Source organism: Carnobacterium sp. AT7 (genome assembly GCF_000171855.1).
Taxonomy (GTDB): domain Bacteria; phylum Bacillota; class Bacilli; order Lactobacillales; family Carnobacteriaceae; genus Carnobacterium_B; species Carnobacterium_B jeotgali.
Genome location: NZ_ABHH01000017.1, coordinates 36300 through 53511, shown reverse-complemented (window position 1 = coordinate 53511; position 17212 = coordinate 36300). Strand labels below are relative to the sequence as shown.

Sequence of the window (17212 nt, the reverse complement as noted above, 5' to 3'; positions counted from 1 at the left end):
TCTTTTATCCAAGCTTTTAAATTCTCTAAACCGGCATAAGAAATTAATTGGTTTGTCGCTTCATTATCTGAAACAGCGATCATCAATTGTAAGAGTTCTTCAATACTCCACTCTTCAACAGATGTCAGAATATGAAGTACTCCCGATCCATTTGCACGACCTGACTTTGAAACGTTTATTCTATCTGTTAAATTAAAATTCCCTTGAATTGCTTGTTCGTAATAATAGAGATAGATAGGCAGCTTTATGATACTTGCTGAAGGAAACATTGCTTCTTTATTTTCACTAAATAACAATTCTTTTCCATCATGAATATAAATTCCACTTTCCATATAAGGTGTAAAATCTGTTTTCAATTCTTGAATTTCCTTATTCCAGTCCATTTTCACCCTCGTTTCTTTTCTCACATTAAAATTTCATATATTTATTACTTAAAATTAATTATATAGAATTTTTTTATTTACTACAACATTATTGTAACGCTTTCATGTCAGGTGTGTTATTTGTCTCATACTTTATAAAAAAAACCCACGACTCAAAAAAATTGAGTCGTGGGTTTTTAATTACGCATAGTTTTCAACGGATTTAAGCTCTTTTTTTTGTTTGATTTGCAAGGAAGAAAAAGATTAAACAAATGATCATCAATGCAATACATACGATAATGGTTAATTGGTAAGTTCCAGTTAAGTCATAAAGCAGACCTAAAATTGGATTTCCAATTGCCAAACCAATATTTGCTGCAACAGCTAGCATGCCCCAGATAGCAGTGAAATCTTTTTTTCCAAATAAATCTAATGTAATCAATTGGTGTAGAACGTTTGGTGTTCCTGCACACATGTAATACATCAGTAACGCTACGAATAAAATAATTGGTGAACTGGTTGAAAAGAAAATGACGAAGGCTAGTGTAAAGATAATGGCTAAACCTGTATACGTCGTTTTAGCACCAAGTTTATCGCTGATGGAACCCATAGCAATCTTAGAGATAATCATAGCCACTGAAGCTACAGACATCATAGCACCTACTTGAACGATGTTAATACCCGTTGAAACTAAGAATACTTGTAATTGTTGAGTGAATGTACTAACCATTACAAACGAGATAAAGGCAATTGCAGCAAAGTAGAAGATAGGTGAACGTACTGCTTCAGCAAATGTTAATCCTTCAGACAACACTTCTTCTGATTCGTTCGTTGCCATTACTGCATTCGGCTCTTTAATAGTTGATTCTTCCTCGCCATAAGCTACTGCTCCCAAATCTTCCGGTTTATCTCTAAGCAGCAAAGCTCCTCCAAGAACAGCTACCCCGTAAAAGACAGCCATTAAATAATACCCTGCGCTGAAACCACTATTTTCTACAACAGATGGAATAACAGCATTTACTACAACTCCACTTAACCCCATTGATGCTGCAATTATACCCATAACGGTTCCATGTTTTTTAACGAACCAATTATTTACCATTGTTATTGCTACCATACTTGTGGAAACCATTAATAACAAACCAATTAGAGATGCTGCAAGGTAAAATGACCAAATTGTTGTACTATTAGCCATCCAAATGAATCCTATAATTCCTGTAATCCCACCCACAAAAGCAGTCTTTCTCAATCCTATTTTTGGCATCAGGCTTTTAGATAAGACTGGGATACTGACAATTCCAATTAAACTTAAGCAACTGCTTACAATACTGAATTGAGCAACAGTGAATCCTAATGCAGTTGTTACTGGAACAGTAAATACTCCCATTCCATTAATTGGAATACCTAGACCTAACATCAATAACATTCCCGCGATGACCATTCTATAGTGTTCTTTTTTCATTTTGTATTTCCTTCCATAATTAAAGTATGTGCTTTCATTTCAATTGAAATAAAGCCTTTAGCTCAATTCTTATCTTTATTATTTCATAAAAAACGAATCCTTCTCACTTTCGATTAGTATCACATTACAAAAATACATATCATATTGTGATATCCTACTGCATTAGTCAGTATAATAAAAATAGTTACACCGGTCAACCTCTTTTTTATATTAATTATTATTAAACGCTTCCATTTAATAGCTGAGTTATTCTTGTAAATCTCCTTCTTATTTTGCACGTTCTCTTTACTTCTTTATTTTATAACGCTTCTTTTATTTGTCCATTTAATTGAATCCCTGTTTTTAGCCCTAAAAAAGAGAGGTTAGACAAAAGTCTCACCTCTCTTTTTTCTATTTAAATATAATATAAATTTTCTGATGGATAGAACGGATCACATGTGATATCTAATCCTAATTTACGCAGAGCTTGTTCATCATCTTTATTCAGCATAACCGTTGAATGTGCTTGAACATCTTGTAGCCCAGAGAGTTTATTATACGCTAATTGAGCCGTCGGATTGGTAACTGCACTTATAGCTAGTGCAATAAGCACTTCATTTGCATTCAACGCTGGCATTTTACTATGAAGATCTGTTACTTTAAGTTTTTGGATTGTTTCTAAAATATTTGGTGATAACAAATGAATTTCATCTGAAATATTAGCCAATACCTTAATTGAATTTAAAATACCTGCAGAACAAGAATCCATTAAAGCTGTCGTTCTACCCGTAACAATTTGACCATCCTGTAATTCAAATGCGATAACAGCTGGCATATCAGGTGCTTCAGACTGTTCTCTTATCTGCTCTGCATATTTACGAGCTGGTGCAACCGGAACTCGATCTTCTTTTTTCAGTTCAACTTCTTCCATAATTAATTTCATATGGTTTAAAATTTCTTCGTCAATCAGCCCTTTTTTAAAGTCACATTCCGTTAAAAAGCTTCTGCGAATGATTTCTTGTTTAGAGGCATCTCTAATAACTTCATCATCAGTAATACCAAATCCTACTCGATTAACACCCATATCTGTCGGAGATTGATAGACGGATTCTTTTCCAGTAATTTTTTCAATGATGCGTTTAATAACTGGGAAAGTTTCAAGATCTCGATTATAATTGACCGCTACTTGATTGTATTTTTCAAAATGAAAATTATCGATCATATTCACATCTTTCAAATCTACAGTAGCCGCTTCATAAGCAATATTAAGCGGATGTTTTAACGGTACATTCCAAACTGGAAAAGTTTCAAATTTTGAATACCCAGCTGTCTTCCCTTGATGGCGTTCATGGTATAGTTGATTTAAACACGTTGCTAGTTTCCCACTTCCAGGACCGGGTGCTGTAACAACAACGATTGGTTTAGTTGTTGGAATATAAGCATTTTTTGCAAAACCTTCTTCACTAACAATCGTTTCAATATCTGATGGATATCCTTCAATTGCAGCATGCGTAAATACTTTGATATCTCTTCTTTCTAGTTTATTAATGAACAGTTTTGTAGAAGGTTGACCGTTGTAGCGCGTAATAACTACACTGTTTACTTCTAAACCATATCCTCTTAATTCATCAATTAATCTTAAAACATCCATATCATAAGTAATGCCGTAATCGCCACGAATTTTATTCCGTTCGATATCTCCAGCGTACACACAAATAATGATCTCAGCTTGATCTTTTAATTTTTGTAACAACTTAATTTTTGCATCTTCATCAAAACCTGGTAATACTCGTTTGGCATGTTTATCACCAATCAATTTTCCACCAAATTCAAGATACAACTTGTCGTAATCATTTACTCGTTCTAAGATATATTTTGATTGTTCTTCAATATATTTCTGTGGATCAAACCCTGCTTTTTTCATGTGCTTTCCTCCTATATAATTGCTGGATTTTAGCAGCTGCCTTTTTAAACAAAAAAAAGTTAGACGATTTTTGTCGTACTAACGATTTTTATTTTCTAACCACTATTAAGAATAAATAAGTTCACTTATATCTTGCCTAAATCTAACGTTTTATTTTTACATCCTTTTCAATTATAGTGGTTTATTTTTTATAATCAATGTATTTTCTCTATGATTTTTTGTTTCTCTACAAAAAAAATACCAGACTGAACTTCAGCAATGAAAACAGAAGTTTAATCCAGTGTTTTTTTTAGAACAGCTTATTAGAGCAATTAACTATTCGCGCCACGCTATAGCTAAACCTTTCAAAAAATTCCTAGCGTAGCGATCGCCACATTCTTTGTAATTTCGATGTCCTTCTTTTCTAAAAACTGCACTTAATTCGCTTTTTGAAATTTCCACTCCCGCATTTCCTAGAACACCCAGCATATCATCACTTGTAAGGGAAAGAGCTATTTTAATTTTTTTCAGCAAAATATTATTTACGTTTTTATTCGTTATTATCAATGAAACAGGCTTTTCTGGTTCTGTGACTTCTGAATCTTTTTTGCCTCTTTTGAAGATAATTAAACCATTTAAAAAGCATTCTAACGTTTGGTTAGAGCAATCTTTCACGTATTCATTTTTTTGAAACTCATCTTCTTTTGCCGTTTCATCTTTTTGTTTTTTCGACTTATCCAGCATTTTTTTTACATCTTCTTTTGTTATTTCTAAACCGCCTAATTTAAAAATTTCTACCATATCTGCATCTTTAATATCTAATGCGTATCTTAATCTTACCAATCGATCATTATTGTTCATCTTATTTTGCCCTCCAAAAGCTTTTTCAAATTGCTATCTTCTATCTAGTATAAAGCTTTATTCACCTTATTGCACCTTTTGTCAGCAGATAAAAATCACTTATTATCCCTTTAAGGTGCTTCTGCTTTTAAGAATTATGGGTTATTTACAGATTGATTGTTGTAATCCAAATTGTTTACTGCTAGAATAAATCAAAGCGAAGTCCTTTTAAATTAATCCAGAGAGATTAAAAAGGGTAACAAGTCAATTTATGATACGATACCTGAGGTCCTTTTGCGAATACACCATTCAAGAAGGGCATTTTTTGTGCCCAAAAATAGGAGGAATCGTATATGTCAAGCAAGAAAATTATTCAAGTTAATGAAAAGGTCCCTGTAAAATTACTGGTGCCGTTAAGTTTGCAACACACTTTTGCAATGTTTGGCGCTTCTGTATTAGTGCCTATCATCTTTGGTATTGACCCTAGTATTGTCTTATTAATGAACGGAATTTCTACGTTATTATTTATTCTTATCACCAAAGGAAAAGCTCCTGCTTATCTTGGTTCAAGTTTTGCTTTCATTGGACCTGCAAGTATTATTATTGCGAATCAAGGATTTGCTTATGCTCAAGGAGGTTTTGTCGTCTTAGGGATTATTGGTTGTCTTTTAGCCTTATTCATTCGACGTGTAGGTACAGCATGGATCAACATTGTTCTTCCACCAGCAGCAATGGGTGCAGTCGTTGCTTTAATTGGGTTGGAACTAGCTGGAAACACCGTTCAAGGCGGTTCAATCGGTGCAAACTTAATGACCGAAACGGCCTCATCGCAAGACTTCATTGTCTTTTTCATTACATTAGGTGTAGCAATTTTAGGTTCAGTACTGTTTAAAGGATTTTTATCAACCATTCCCATTTTAATCTCAATTGTTGTCGGTTATCTCTCTGCTGCAGCTTTTGGAATGGTCGACTTTACACCTTTAATGGAAACCTCATTGTTTACCCTGCCCCATTTTCAATGGGCAAAATTCGATGTGAATGCCATACTAACAATGCTCCCGGTTCTGCTTGTCTTAACTTCTGAACACATCGGGCATCAGGTTGTTACTTCAAATGTTGTCGGCCATGATCTGATAAAAGATCCTGGATTACATCGCTCTTTATTCGCCGACAATTTGGGCACTGCTTTATCTGGTCTGATTGGTGGGGTTCCAACAACAACTTATGGTGAAAATATTGGAGTAATGGCTATCACACGCGTATACAGCGTTCGCGTAATCGCTGGAGCAGCCATCTTTTCAATCTGCATGGCTTTCATTGGGCCTTTAGCAGCGTTTATCTCGACAATTCCAGGAAATGTAATCGGTGGAGTAACCTTCTTGCTTTACGGGATGATTGGAACAAGTGGATTGCGCTTATTAGTGGAATCTAAAGTAGATTATAGCAAATCAAAAAATTTAATTTTAACTTCTATCGTTCTTGTTGCTGGTTTAAGCGGATTGACGGTTAATTTTGCGGGAATCGAATTAAAAGGAATGATTCTTGCGAGTGTAGTTGGAATTGTTTTAAGTGTCGCCTTTTATTTATTTGAAAAAGCCGGCATAATGAACGAATCAGACGAAGACTAAAAGGTAAATAAAAAAGCTGGGTACAAGTTTCTTCTATGACAAAATAGAGAGAAAACTTGTATTCAGCTTTTTTTTAATTCTTTATTTACGATTTTTTTAATTTTTCATTCAACTTTTGATAAATGATTTTCATCTCGGGCTCCACACATGCTTCGACAGCTTCCTCTAGTTTCATCCATTTTATTGCACTATTTTCGTCCTCATTCACCATTGTTTGCTCAGTTTCATTCGCTTCAATCAAATAGGTTACGTTCAAATGCAAATGTGTTGCAATTGGATTACCCTTTTTTATATGACTAGGAACGCCTAGAATTTCTACCGAATAAATCGTAGTTGCTAAAGGAATGATCTGCGTCAAACCGGTTTCTTCTGTTGTTTCTTTCAAAGCCACTTGTAACAAATTTGCATTCCCATCTGCATGTCCACCAACCCAAGACCATGATTGATAGATGTTGTGATAGGCCATTAAAACTTTTGTACGTTCTGGATTAACAATCCAAGCTGAGGCTGTAAAATGCGCAAATTCATTTTCGCGCGTCAGCAAATTGTCAAAAGTATCTATATACTTTAGGATAACTTCTTGTTCTTTAGCTTCTTGAGTAGTATAAGGTATGTAATGGCTGATTTGTTCTCTTAAGTTCATCTAAGATTCTCCTTTAGTAAATTCTATAGATAATATTGAACCATTCAACTATTTACTGATTTGACTTTCTATAATTAAATAGGTCCTTTTAAGTCTACTTTTGTTTAAAGTACGCTTAGTAATTATACCACAAATGCTCTATTGCATTTAAACTATGGATGTCTCCGAAACCTATGTTAACCGCCCTTAATTCTTTGTTTATCATACTATTAATTCATAGTACACAAACTCCTTTTGAGTACAAATGAGTTTAAATCCATACTTCACTAACGGAGTAGGAGACAATTTTATTTAAAATAGAGATATAAGAGAAATACTTTTTTCAATAACGCACTATAGTCACCTAGTATATTATTCTATTTTACTTCTAGCCATTCAAAAAGGTATAATAAGGATATAGTGTGTAAATTGTTATGCCTATTTTTATAAAGCAATATATTAGAAGAGATCAAATTGGAAAACACAGTAGGAACAGTAGTACGCGGCCTTCGCGGTCCAATCATCAATAAAGGCGACGATATTGAACAAATTGTAGTGGAGACTGTATTAAATGCAGCTAAGAATGAAGATTTTTCTTTTGAAAATCGGGATATTGTTACTATAACCGAGTCAATTGTGGCACGCGCACAAGGAAACTATGCATCAATTGATGATATTGCTGAAGATATCAAAGCAAAATTCGGCGATGAAACAATCGGCGTCATTTTTCCAATATTAAGTCGTAATCGCTTTGCAAATATCTTACGCGGTATTGCAAAAGGTGCAAAAAATATCGTTTTAATGTTGAGTTACCCTTCTGATGAAGTAGGGAATCAACTTGTTGAGATCGATGAACTGGATGTCAAAGGTGTGAATCCATGGACAGATGTTTTAACTGAAGCTGAATTCCGTGAGCATTTCGGTTATAAAAAACACCGATTTACTGGAATCGATTATATCGATTACTATAGAGAGTTGATTGAAGCTGAAGGCGCAACTTGCGAAGTCATTTTCTCAAACAATCCCAAAACTATTTTAACGTATACTAAACATGTCCTAACGAGTGATATACATTCACGTTTTAGAACAAAACGTATCTTATCAACTAATGGTGCTGAAACAGTATACGGCCTTGATGATATTTTAACAACATCAATCAACGGCAGCGGCTTTAATGAAACTTATGGCCTGCTTGGATCCAATAAAGCAACAGAAAATACCCTGAAACTCTTTCCAAACAATTGCCAACCAATTGTTGATGGTATTCAAGCCAAATTAAAAGAACTAACAGGTAAAACAATTGAAGTCATGGTATATGGTGACGGGGCATTCAAAGATCCAGTTGGTAAAATTTGGGAACTTGCAGATCCAGTTGTTTCGCCTGCATACACCATAGGACTTGAAGGCACTCCAAACGAAGTGAAGTTAAAATATCTAGCCGACAATAACTTCTCTCATCTTCGTGGAGAAGATTTAAAACAATCTATTTCTGAATACATCCAGAATAAAAAGGAAGATCTAGTTGGCACGATGGAAGCGCAAGGTACTACTCCACGTAGATTAACAGACTTAATCGGTTCATTATCTGACTTAACCTCTGGCAGCGGAGATAAAGGGACACCTATTGTTTATATTCAAGGTTACTTCGACAACTATACAAAATAAGTTTAATACAAAAAAGACAAATTTCAAAATAAGTCATTCCCTAAAAATCTAATTTTTAGGTTTTTTTTGTATATAAATATGATTAATAGCTTCAAAGCATTTAATTCAGATTTTTATTTGACTTGCATAAACTACCTTCTGTATAATAAGAATCGCGCGATTTTTTTGCGACTATTATATTTAGAGGAGATTTACAAATTGGATAAAGATAAATTAGGTAAAACAGTTACCTTTAAAGAAATCACTGCAAACCCTGCTCCACTTGGGCTTTTGGGTTTCGGAATGACTACTGTATTGTTAAATCTTCATAACGCTGGATTTTTCCCAATGGATTCAATGATTTTTGCAATGGGCATCTTTTATGGCGGGTTTGCACAAGTTATTGCAGGAATTATGGAATGGAAGAAGAATAATACATTTGGTGCTACAGCATTCACATCTTATGGATTCTTTTGGCTATCATTGATTGCAATAAACATTTTACCTACTATGGGTTTAGGCGAAGCGCCTTCTAGTCAATCTATGGGAGCTTACTTATTCATGTGGGCTATCTTTACATTTGCTATGTTTATTGGAACTCTTAGAATCAATAAAGCTTTACAAGTTGTATTTGGATCATTAGCACTTCTATTCCTTTTATTATCTTTAGGTCATTTTACAGGCTCTGCACTTATTTTAACCATTGCTGGTTACGAAGGAATCATTTGTGGATTCTCAGCAATTTATGCTGCAATGGCACAAGTTTTGAATGAACTTTATGGAAAAGTTATTATGCCAATTGGCGAAGTGAAATAATAAAAATTAGTAAAGGCACACCGTCCAGTAATAAATGGATGTTGTGCCTTTTTATATGAGTTTATTATTCTGGTTACCGTTAGTTACAGTTAAATACGCTCAGGGAGAACTACAAAGGGGGCTCTTCACTAATAATAAAATCAAGAATCAGCTTATTGACACGTTCGGGTTCTTCATGGTGTACCCAGTGAGTAGCTTCTCCCAGCAATACTCCTCGACCATCATCACAAAATTCGAGACTTTTACGGGCCAATTCAGGACCTAAAAATTGATCTTTAGCTCCCCAAACCAAGAAAGTTGGCACAGTTACTCGGGAAGGAACATCCGAACTAGTATAGTTGGATACCAAAGCACGGTACCAATTGATCATTGAGCGCATAGCACCTGGCTGAGACCACGCAGTTCGATATTTTTGTAAGTCTTCTTCACTGAAGGTTCCTTTTCGGCTGCTGGCCACTAATGCCTTCTCCACAACTTTCCAATTAGACATGCCAAATAGTTTTTCCGGCAATCCTCGTAATTGGAAGAAAGCAATATATGAACTTTTCAGAATTTGTAAGGGATGTGTTAAAAGTTGGTTACTCATAGCTAATTCGTGTGGAGCGTTAAGAATAATTAACTTCTGCAGTAACTCGGGATATTCTCTCGCTACTCTCCAAGCCACGATTCCACCCCAGTCATGACCGACTAGAATCACTTTTTCTTTTCCAGACGCTTTGATCAAACCAGCAATGTCTGCAGCTAAATGATCCGTTCGGTAGTCACTTACTTTTTTAGGCTTATCGCTAAGATTATAGCCTCTTTGATCTGGTGCCCATACTCGAAATCCTTTATTTGCCAGTTCAGACATTTGGCTATTCCAACCATACCAAAACTCGGGAAACCCATGTAATAAAATCACTAACTGCCCGTCTTCAGGTCCTTGTTGGACAACATGCAACTTAATCCCATTCGTTTCAATAGACTTATGCTCTTGCATTCCCATACCTTAAAACCTCCTATGTGAAGCTAGTCTTAACACCTTACATATTTACGTTTAAAGCCGATTCTTCCTTTTTCTACTTGTTTTTGAATACTCTCATAAGCATTTAAAGTACTGTCTTTTTTGTTTTCACGTTTGACTTCCACTGTACCTACTTCCATTGCTGTCTCAATTGCCTTTTCATGTAAAGGAGAAAATGAAATCCCTACAGTGGATAGAAAATTATTCATGGACGCTTTCGTTCGTTCCGGCGCATCATGAATCGTCTTTTTCACATGATCAAGCATGCCAGAGATCTTGTCCTCAGAAAATTCATTGTCTGAACGATTTCCTAAAAGCCAACAATAACAACTCCAGCCCGCAGACATCCTCAATTCTTGACCACTTGCGATCCATTTATCCGCAACATCTTGTGCAATATCTGACTCAGATAATGTCACAGCTACCACAAAATCAGATAACATATAAAAATAAGCTGCATCCATCCAACGATCAAAATCCAACTCCGTCATAACTTTTGGATCCGAAATGACACCTGCAAAATACATGGCATCGTAATTACCTGTAGCATAAAGCTCTTCTGCTAAAGGTTGATTTTTTTTTATCTTCTTTGACATAGGTTTCATTTCACCTGTTGTTACACCAAAAAGCGGCTCCTGTGCGCCATTAGATAGATATATTTTCTTCATTCTTGGCTTACTTAAGTCTTCAAGCTCTTGCATAACTGTTTCAAAATTCATAATTGTTTGTATCTCCTTACATAATTTAGTAAAAACTTAGTGTCAGGATTTGAATGAATAATCTAAAACTCATCACGAGCATTACGCAACTCTTTAAAGTCTTCCATCTTCTCTGCTTGCAGAAAGAGATTGATTTTTTTCTCCCTGCCAATCGTTGTGGGTAAAGTTGGTTTTCCTTTTGCACGCATTTCATTGACTTGGTCTAAGGCTTCAGAAAAGAACGTGTTAGATGGCTGCATAGAATGCGCAAAGCGTAAATTGGTTTGCGTGTATTCATGAGCGGCATATACTTGTACCTCATCGTCTAATTGTTTGAATTTCTGTAAGGCATCATATTGAGCTTGATAATCTTTTGTAAATACTCGGCCACAGCCTGCTGAGAATAAGGCATCCCCGCAAAAGAGAGCTTTTTCCATTAAGAAACTAACATGTCCGTGAGTGTGTCCGCCTGTTTTTAATACTTGGACATTTTGACCTAGCAACTTAAAGGAGTCCCCATCCACTACGATATGGTCAGCTATGTCCCCCGTTTCTTTTGGGCCATAAATTAAAGCATCTGGGTATTTTGCTGAAATTTGTTGAACTCCTCCGATATGGTCGTCGTGATTATGCGTTAAAAGGATGGAGTTTAACTGTAGCTGCTTTTCTTCTAAGTAGTCCATGACTTGTTCAGCTTCTCCTGGATCGACTACCACTGCTTCTGTGCCTTCTTCAATAATCCAAATATAATTATCAGAAAAAGCTTTTATTGGATGAATGTTCATAACTATGTCTCCTCACCTTGAATGACTGACGTCAAATCAAATATATTTTTAAGTTCTTTCATAAACGCTTAAAGTGCATACTGAATATATTTCACTCTATTATTTCCATAAGACATTAAAAGTTATTTTCCTATACATCAATTTACAAAAATTAAATTTTCTCATTTATGTATCTTACTCATTCTTTTTCTAGTTTCTTTAAGCTCATTCTAACAAACAACTTTTAATAGTGCGAAAAAATTGCATAGATATAGAAATTTAGAATAACTAATCGTTCTACTTCTTCTAAAAAATTATTTATTTATAGTACGATTCTCTGTAATATTGTAGTATCCATAACAATATTTTATAGCATAAATAAAGGTAAGAACACCTCATCTCCAGTTTTTCTTAGAACGAGATATAATCGGCACTCATACTTCTACTACATTCATACTAGATATTTCAATTATCTCACATTAAAAAGACAATTGAATATCACAAGTATGTTAGTATGCTGATTGAAAGATTATGTTGCTGTGGAATTAAAATGTAGAGTTAACATCGACACTGAAAGCTAACACAAAGAGCACGTCTTTCTAATATCATAGTTTATCTTGCTCTTCTATCATAGGTCCTTTTTTATTAGTAATTTATAGTTTTATTTTGAGCTTCGATGATGATAGCGAATTGATTAGTTTACCGATATCCTTAGTACTACCACTATTCGCTATTTTTTCTACAACAACCGTTACATTTTCTATGAATTGAGATGATAGTTTAGACTCCATTACATTTTTAACCCATTCAATATCTTTAATACTTTTTTCTCCAGTATATACTTTTTCAAACACATAAATAGAACCTTCCCCAATTGCAGCAACAATTGCGCCTGCAATAATAGCATTTAGTACACTCGCTGCTATGTTGATTCCCGGAATAGCTTTCAATGAGTTAATTGCAACTTTCGCAGCTACACTAACTGTTCCGACTTCAACAATAGCATTTAATAATTCTTTAGAGTCTTCATCTTTGCTAATTTCGTACAGATGGGCAAGAGCTTTTACTTGGGCAACTTCAATCGGACCCAATATTAATGCATCAGCGAATGGAATAGGTACAGCACCTACCGTTACTGCAGTTGTAGTTGAAAATCCAACAACACCTTGAGCTAGAGCCTTTTTCCGTTTTAATTTAAATTTGTATACGTCGTTCTCGCCAGCTTTTATTCCTTCTGGCATCAATTCATTTGTCACATCAATTAGCTCTGTAATTCCTTCAGGCGCTGCAAATGCTGTGTCATTAAGTACATAGGTGGATGCAACAACAGGGACAGTATGTTTCAGATTTTTTGAATATTTCTTTTGTTTCGCAAAAGCATTATCCACCATTTCTTTATTCTGCACCCTCTCTGGAACAGAATAAGATTTCGTAATGACTACGACAATCGGAACAGTCTTCCACATTGCAGTTGCTCTAGAAAGGTCTTTGATGGTCTTTGGAAACAACTTACTCGATGTTCCCTCAATACAAAACCAAATCACATTAATTTTGGTATCTTCTTCTCTATCTTTAATGCTCTCCTTTGACCATTTTTTTACTGCATTGATCGCTTTAAATTGTTTAACCAACGATGGTTCAAAGCCAACCGTATCGATAATTCTAAAAGGTACTTCTTCACTTTCATATATTTCCAGCTTTTCCGTTGTACCAGAAGAACCATATCCAGTCTTCGCTATTTCATCTCCAAGAACTGAATTTATCAAAGTTGATTTTCCTACTCCTGAATTTCCAATTACTAATACATTTCCTCTTTCCATATTAATATTTCCCCCCTATCTAATATAAGAGCTAATTCACTCTACTATACTGCTTGTAATTCTTGCGAATCTTGATCTTGCTATATTTCCGTAACATTTAAAATAATTATACCACTCTCAAAAGTAATATACTTTAGGCTAATAGAACTCTATATATTAAAAATGTGTCTGAAAAAATATTACTTATTCCAATAAATTCGAATACTATTTTGTTTTAAAACTATTAGACTTAAAAGTTGCTATTTCATTGAATACCATTGATATATTATTGAGCGCGGACAATAGAAACTAAAAAAACAACTGATTCAAACAAGTATCAACCGCAAGACCAATACTGCCTTTCATAAACAGCCATTCAAAAGTTGCAAAACAAAAATAAAACTATACTTATAGAATTAAATACCATCATCTCAGACTAAGTTCATTCTACTCAAGCTGGGATGATGGTTTATTATTCTCTGTATAGTTTCATTACTAGAATTATGTATTTAATTTAAAAGAATTCAATAACAACATCATTGAATCCATTAGAATCCAAAAAAGAAGTTAACAATACTTTTATTCTTTTGTCTGCTTCTTCCAAAAATCCTTGACTAACTTTTTCTTCTTCAAGATTTTTTTTATTACTATTTATTTCGTCAAAAACTATCTGAGTAGGATAATCTGAAAATATATCACCCTTAACATCTTCTACTTTCGTTTTATCAGTATCAACAACATTATCAAGTATTTGAGATTTTGGGACTCTTACTAATAATTGCTTGGATACTTCATCATACGATATTTCAAGTTTTGAAAAATTTGTCCCAGCTTTTAAATATCCGGAATATTCAATTAGCTTTATCGCCTCTGCATAATTAATATCAGTTATACCAAGCACGGATACACTCTTATCTGTGCGACTTACTATTACATTGCTATATTCATACTTTAATGTTGTCCACTCTGACAACTCCACTAATTTGTCTTGCATTAATGCTGTTTCAGAAGTTTTATTAGCAGAGGTTTCAATTAATTTAGTTTGAAAAAATATAAAAAAACCAAATACTCCAATGATTGATATAAAAACTATAGTCTTTACTTTTAGCTTTTTCATATTAATGTTCTCCTCACATACTGTTCCGTTCATATATCAAGTCAGATTTTTTATCTCTTGGCTTACAAATTAAAAAAATACACAATACAAATCCTTATCGTCATCAAGTATTCCGGCTCCTCCCTCAATAACTTTAATGTACTAAGGTGCTCAAAATTTGTGAGTATTACAGTTCGATCAACATTTTCCCAATCAAACTAATTACCAATATTTTATCATGATATTTTAGAAAAATATATACTTAACGGTTTTAATTACTCTGGATTATATTTCATCATTACTTATGATACGGTTCACCGAGATGTATCTAAATGAGGTTCCGCTATATTACTCTACTTTCTACAACAGCAATATTTCTTTGCAGATTTCATTAAGCTCCTTCTGCAAATCATCTCAGCGCTCTGACTCAGTTTCTTACTAATGTTCTCTCTGTTCTATTTAACAGTTATTCTGTTTTGCCTATTGATTAATACACAGATAATCAACTTTGACTTGAAATTTTGATAAGTAATTTCTCATAAGAAGCTTTTTCTGATATTATATTCTTATAACGATTTAATGGAGGAAAATTAATTATGATGGAATTCACACAAAATATTAGAGGTAATGTAGCTTTAGGCATAAATCCACTTGGATGCAAACAAGAAGTATTGAATCAAATTAACTATGTAAAAGGCAAAGGAACTTATGAAGGTCCCAAAAAAGTATTAATTATTGGCGCATCATCAAGCTACGGCTTGGCTACTCGAATTAGCTTAGCTTTCGGTACTGGAGCAGACACAATTGGTGTTTCTTATGAAAAAGGACCAAAAAATGAAAAAAATCTAGGGACAGCCGGTTGGTACAATAATATTGCTTTTCGAGAAGCTGCTGAAGATGAAGGATTGATTGCTAAAAACTTTGTTCAAGACGCCTTCAGCCATGAAAGCAAGCAAGAAGTTATCGATTACATCAAGAACGAATTTGGTGGAAAAGTTGACTTAGTTGTTTACAGTCTAGCAAGTGGTAGAAGAACAGACCCTGATACTGGAGAAACATACACTTCTTCAATTAAAGCCATTGGAGAGCCCGTGGTTGGTCCGAATATTAATATGCAAAATCAAAGTTATTACACGGAAACACTAGACCCCGCAACGGATCAAGAAATCGTTAACACAGTAAAAGTAATGGGTGGCGAAGACTGGGAATTATGGCTGAAAGCACTAAAAGAAGCAGACGTTTTAACAGATGGCGTTCTAACAACAAACTATTCTTATTTAGGAACAGAACTTAATCATGATTACTATGGTGGAGGTACTCTTGGCCTTGCTAAAGCAGACTGTGATGAAAAAACAGAGAATATTAATGCGTTACTAGCGGACATTAACGGCAAAGCGCAAATCGTTGTAGCTACTGCAGTTACCACCAAAGCAAGTTCAGTTATTCCTTTTTTCCCAGTGTATTGCATTGGTCTTTACAAAGTAATGGCAGAAAAAGGCACTCATGAAACACCTATTATGCATCAAGACCGCATTTATCGCGAAATGATTTACGGCAACAAACCTGAATACGATGAAGTGGGCCGTCTTAGACCTGATAATTGGGAACTTGATAGCGATACTCAAGCCAAAACTAAGGAACTTATCCTAAAATTAAATGAAGAAAACTTCGCTTCTGATATGACAGCTTACGATGTCTTTTATAAAGAGTTTTCAAATTTAAGTGGCTTCATGGTTGACGGTTATGTTGAAAAAGATGTTACTATAGAAGATTTAAAAGCACTACACTATTAAGCAGTTGTGACTCTATAATCTAAACAAAGAACCCCTCACAGTTTAATGCGAGGGGTTCTTTGTTTAGGTTTATTTTAAATAATCAAATAAATATTTTCCTTTTATTTCAAATTCATCATGGGTCGATTTTATGTAATTGACGTGATGATACAATGAGAAATATAAGAGACCAAGAAAGAGGTATAAGCTACTTGCTACAAGCCAAATATCAACACTAGTATATAGCAATAAGCCGGCACCAACTATGCTACCTAATAGAAAGAAGCTGAGATTCAGTAGTTGGAAACGGGCTTTCCTAAATTCGGATTTTCGCCCTGCTAAACTTCTACCTAAAGCCAAACCAGCATCCGTTAGATTTCCGGACATATGTGTCGTACGAACAATCATCCCTTTATAATAGACAAACATCCCATTTTGCAGACCTAAAATAAAGGTTGTCTCTAGCAAATACCACAAAGAATTATTAAACATCATGCTTCCCGCTAAAATCGCTAAACCGGATAAGAGTTGAATATAACCATACCGACGTTTCAATTTAAAGACCTGTTCTGGAAATAAGAATCCACTCAACATCGTTCCTAAGAAAAAGGCTAGTATAACGATTGCCAAACGAATAAAATTCTCAAAATCCCCTTTTACTAAATGAATCATACTATTTGATAAACTCCCCGTATGATGGGAGCTAGTAGCTGAAAATAAAATAATTGTTACAACGTTCATAAATCCTGCAGTTGCAGTTAAGAGGAAAATCCAACTCGTTAACTGAATCTTTAGTGCTTTTTTTCTCAATACAAACCCTACTA

Annotated in this window: 15 protein-coding genes; 4 read left to right on the top strand and 11 right to left on the bottom strand. The window is 34.5% G+C overall.

Annotation, left to right across the window (positions count from 1 at the left end; all coding sequences use genetic code 11):
• The 4 genes from CAT7_RS07775 to CAT7_RS07760 form a co-directional block, all read right to left on the bottom strand.
• A partial coding sequence (locus CAT7_RS07775) for a serine hydrolase (RefSeq protein ID WP_007724130.1) occupies nucleotides 1-383 on the bottom strand: 383 nt, incomplete at its 3' end.
• A 202-nt stretch (nucleotides 384-585) separates the two neighbouring features.
• Nucleotides 586-1824: an MFS transporter gene (locus CAT7_RS07770; RefSeq protein WP_007724128.1), complete on the bottom strand. Its 1239-nt coding sequence runs from the start codon at nucleotides 1822-1824 to the stop codon at nucleotides 586-588.
• A 394-nt stretch (nucleotides 1825-2218) separates the two neighbouring features.
• The gene (locus CAT7_RS07765) at nucleotides 2219-3727 is read right to left on the bottom strand and encodes a DUF1846 domain-containing protein (protein ID WP_007724124.1); all 1509 of its coding nucleotides are present in this window, start codon (nucleotides 3725-3727) and stop codon (nucleotides 2219-2221) included.
• 315 nt (nucleotides 3728-4042) lie between these two features.
• The gene (locus CAT7_RS07760; protein WP_007724122.1) at nucleotides 4043-4567 is read right to left on the bottom strand and encodes a DUF1456 family protein; all 525 of its coding nucleotides are present in this window, start codon (nucleotides 4565-4567) and stop codon (nucleotides 4043-4045) included.
• Nucleotides 4568-4899: 332 nt separating this feature from the next.
• On the opposite strand from CAT7_RS07760, the gene uraA reads away from it, so the two are divergent.
• Entirely contained in the window at nucleotides 4900-6174 is a 1275-nt protein-coding gene (uraA, locus tag CAT7_RS07755; protein ID WP_007724120.1) for a uracil permease, read from the top strand.
• An 85-nt stretch (nucleotides 6175-6259) separates the two neighbouring features.
• On the opposite strand, the gene CAT7_RS07750 is transcribed toward uraA, so the two are convergent.
• Nucleotides 6260-6817 (bottom strand): NUDIX hydrolase, encoded by a 558-nt coding sequence (locus tag CAT7_RS07750; protein WP_007724118.1) that lies wholly within the window; start codon nucleotides 6815-6817, stop codon nucleotides 6260-6262.
• Between the two features lie 453 nt (nucleotides 6818-7270).
• Here CAT7_RS07750 and CAT7_RS07745 point away from each other — a divergent pair, with 453 nt between their 5' ends.
• Nucleotides 7271-8461, top strand: coding sequence for a coenzyme F420-0:L-glutamate ligase (locus CAT7_RS07745; RefSeq protein ID WP_007724115.1), 1191 nt, complete (start codon nucleotides 7271-7273; stop codon nucleotides 8459-8461).
• Nucleotides 8462-8659: 198 nt separating this feature from the next.
• Entirely contained in the window at nucleotides 8660-9256 is a 597-nt protein-coding gene (locus CAT7_RS07740; RefSeq protein ID WP_007724112.1) for an acetate uptake transporter, read from the top strand.
• Between the two features lie 109 nt (nucleotides 9257-9365).
• Here the strand turns inward: CAT7_RS07740 and CAT7_RS07735 are convergent, their stop codons facing one another.
• From CAT7_RS07735 to CAT7_RS07715, 5 genes are all read right to left on the bottom strand, one after another.
• Nucleotides 9366-10241 (bottom strand): alpha/beta fold hydrolase, encoded by an 876-nt coding sequence (locus CAT7_RS07735; protein WP_007724110.1) that lies wholly within the window; start codon nucleotides 10239-10241, stop codon nucleotides 9366-9368.
• Between the two features lie 29 nt (nucleotides 10242-10270).
• Complete coding sequence (locus tag CAT7_RS07730; RefSeq protein WP_007724104.1) at nucleotides 10271-10978, bottom strand: DNA alkylation repair protein; 708 nt, start codon at nucleotides 10976-10978, stop codon at nucleotides 10271-10273.
• Between the two features lie 62 nt (nucleotides 10979-11040).
• Nucleotides 11041-11742 (bottom strand): hydroxyacylglutathione hydrolase, encoded by a 702-nt coding sequence (gene gloB, locus CAT7_RS07725; protein ID WP_007724101.1) that lies wholly within the window; start codon nucleotides 11740-11742, stop codon nucleotides 11041-11043.
• A gap of 632 nt (nucleotides 11743-12374) precedes the next feature.
• Nucleotides 12375-13541 (bottom strand): GTPase, encoded by a 1167-nt coding sequence (locus CAT7_RS07720; protein ID WP_007724099.1) that lies wholly within the window; start codon nucleotides 13539-13541, stop codon nucleotides 12375-12377.
• Between the two features lie 493 nt (nucleotides 13542-14034).
• Nucleotides 14035-14637, bottom strand: coding sequence for a DUF4230 domain-containing protein (locus CAT7_RS07715; protein ID WP_007724097.1), 603 nt, complete (start codon nucleotides 14635-14637; stop codon nucleotides 14035-14037).
• A gap of 578 nt (nucleotides 14638-15215) precedes the next feature.
• Between CAT7_RS07715 and fabV the strand changes: the two genes are divergently transcribed.
• Nucleotides 15216-16409 (top strand): enoyl-ACP reductase FabV, encoded by a 1194-nt coding sequence (fabV, locus tag CAT7_RS07710; protein ID WP_035019529.1) that lies wholly within the window; start codon nucleotides 15216-15218, stop codon nucleotides 16407-16409.
• A gap of 69 nt (nucleotides 16410-16478) precedes the next feature.
• Here fabV and CAT7_RS07705 read toward each other — a convergent pair whose 3' ends face one another.
• On the bottom strand, nucleotides 16479-17198 hold the full coding sequence (locus CAT7_RS07705; RefSeq protein ID WP_007724091.1) for a YoaK family protein: 720 nt from the start codon (nucleotides 17196-17198) through the stop codon (nucleotides 16479-16481).
• Nucleotides 17199-17212 lie beyond the last annotated feature (14 nt).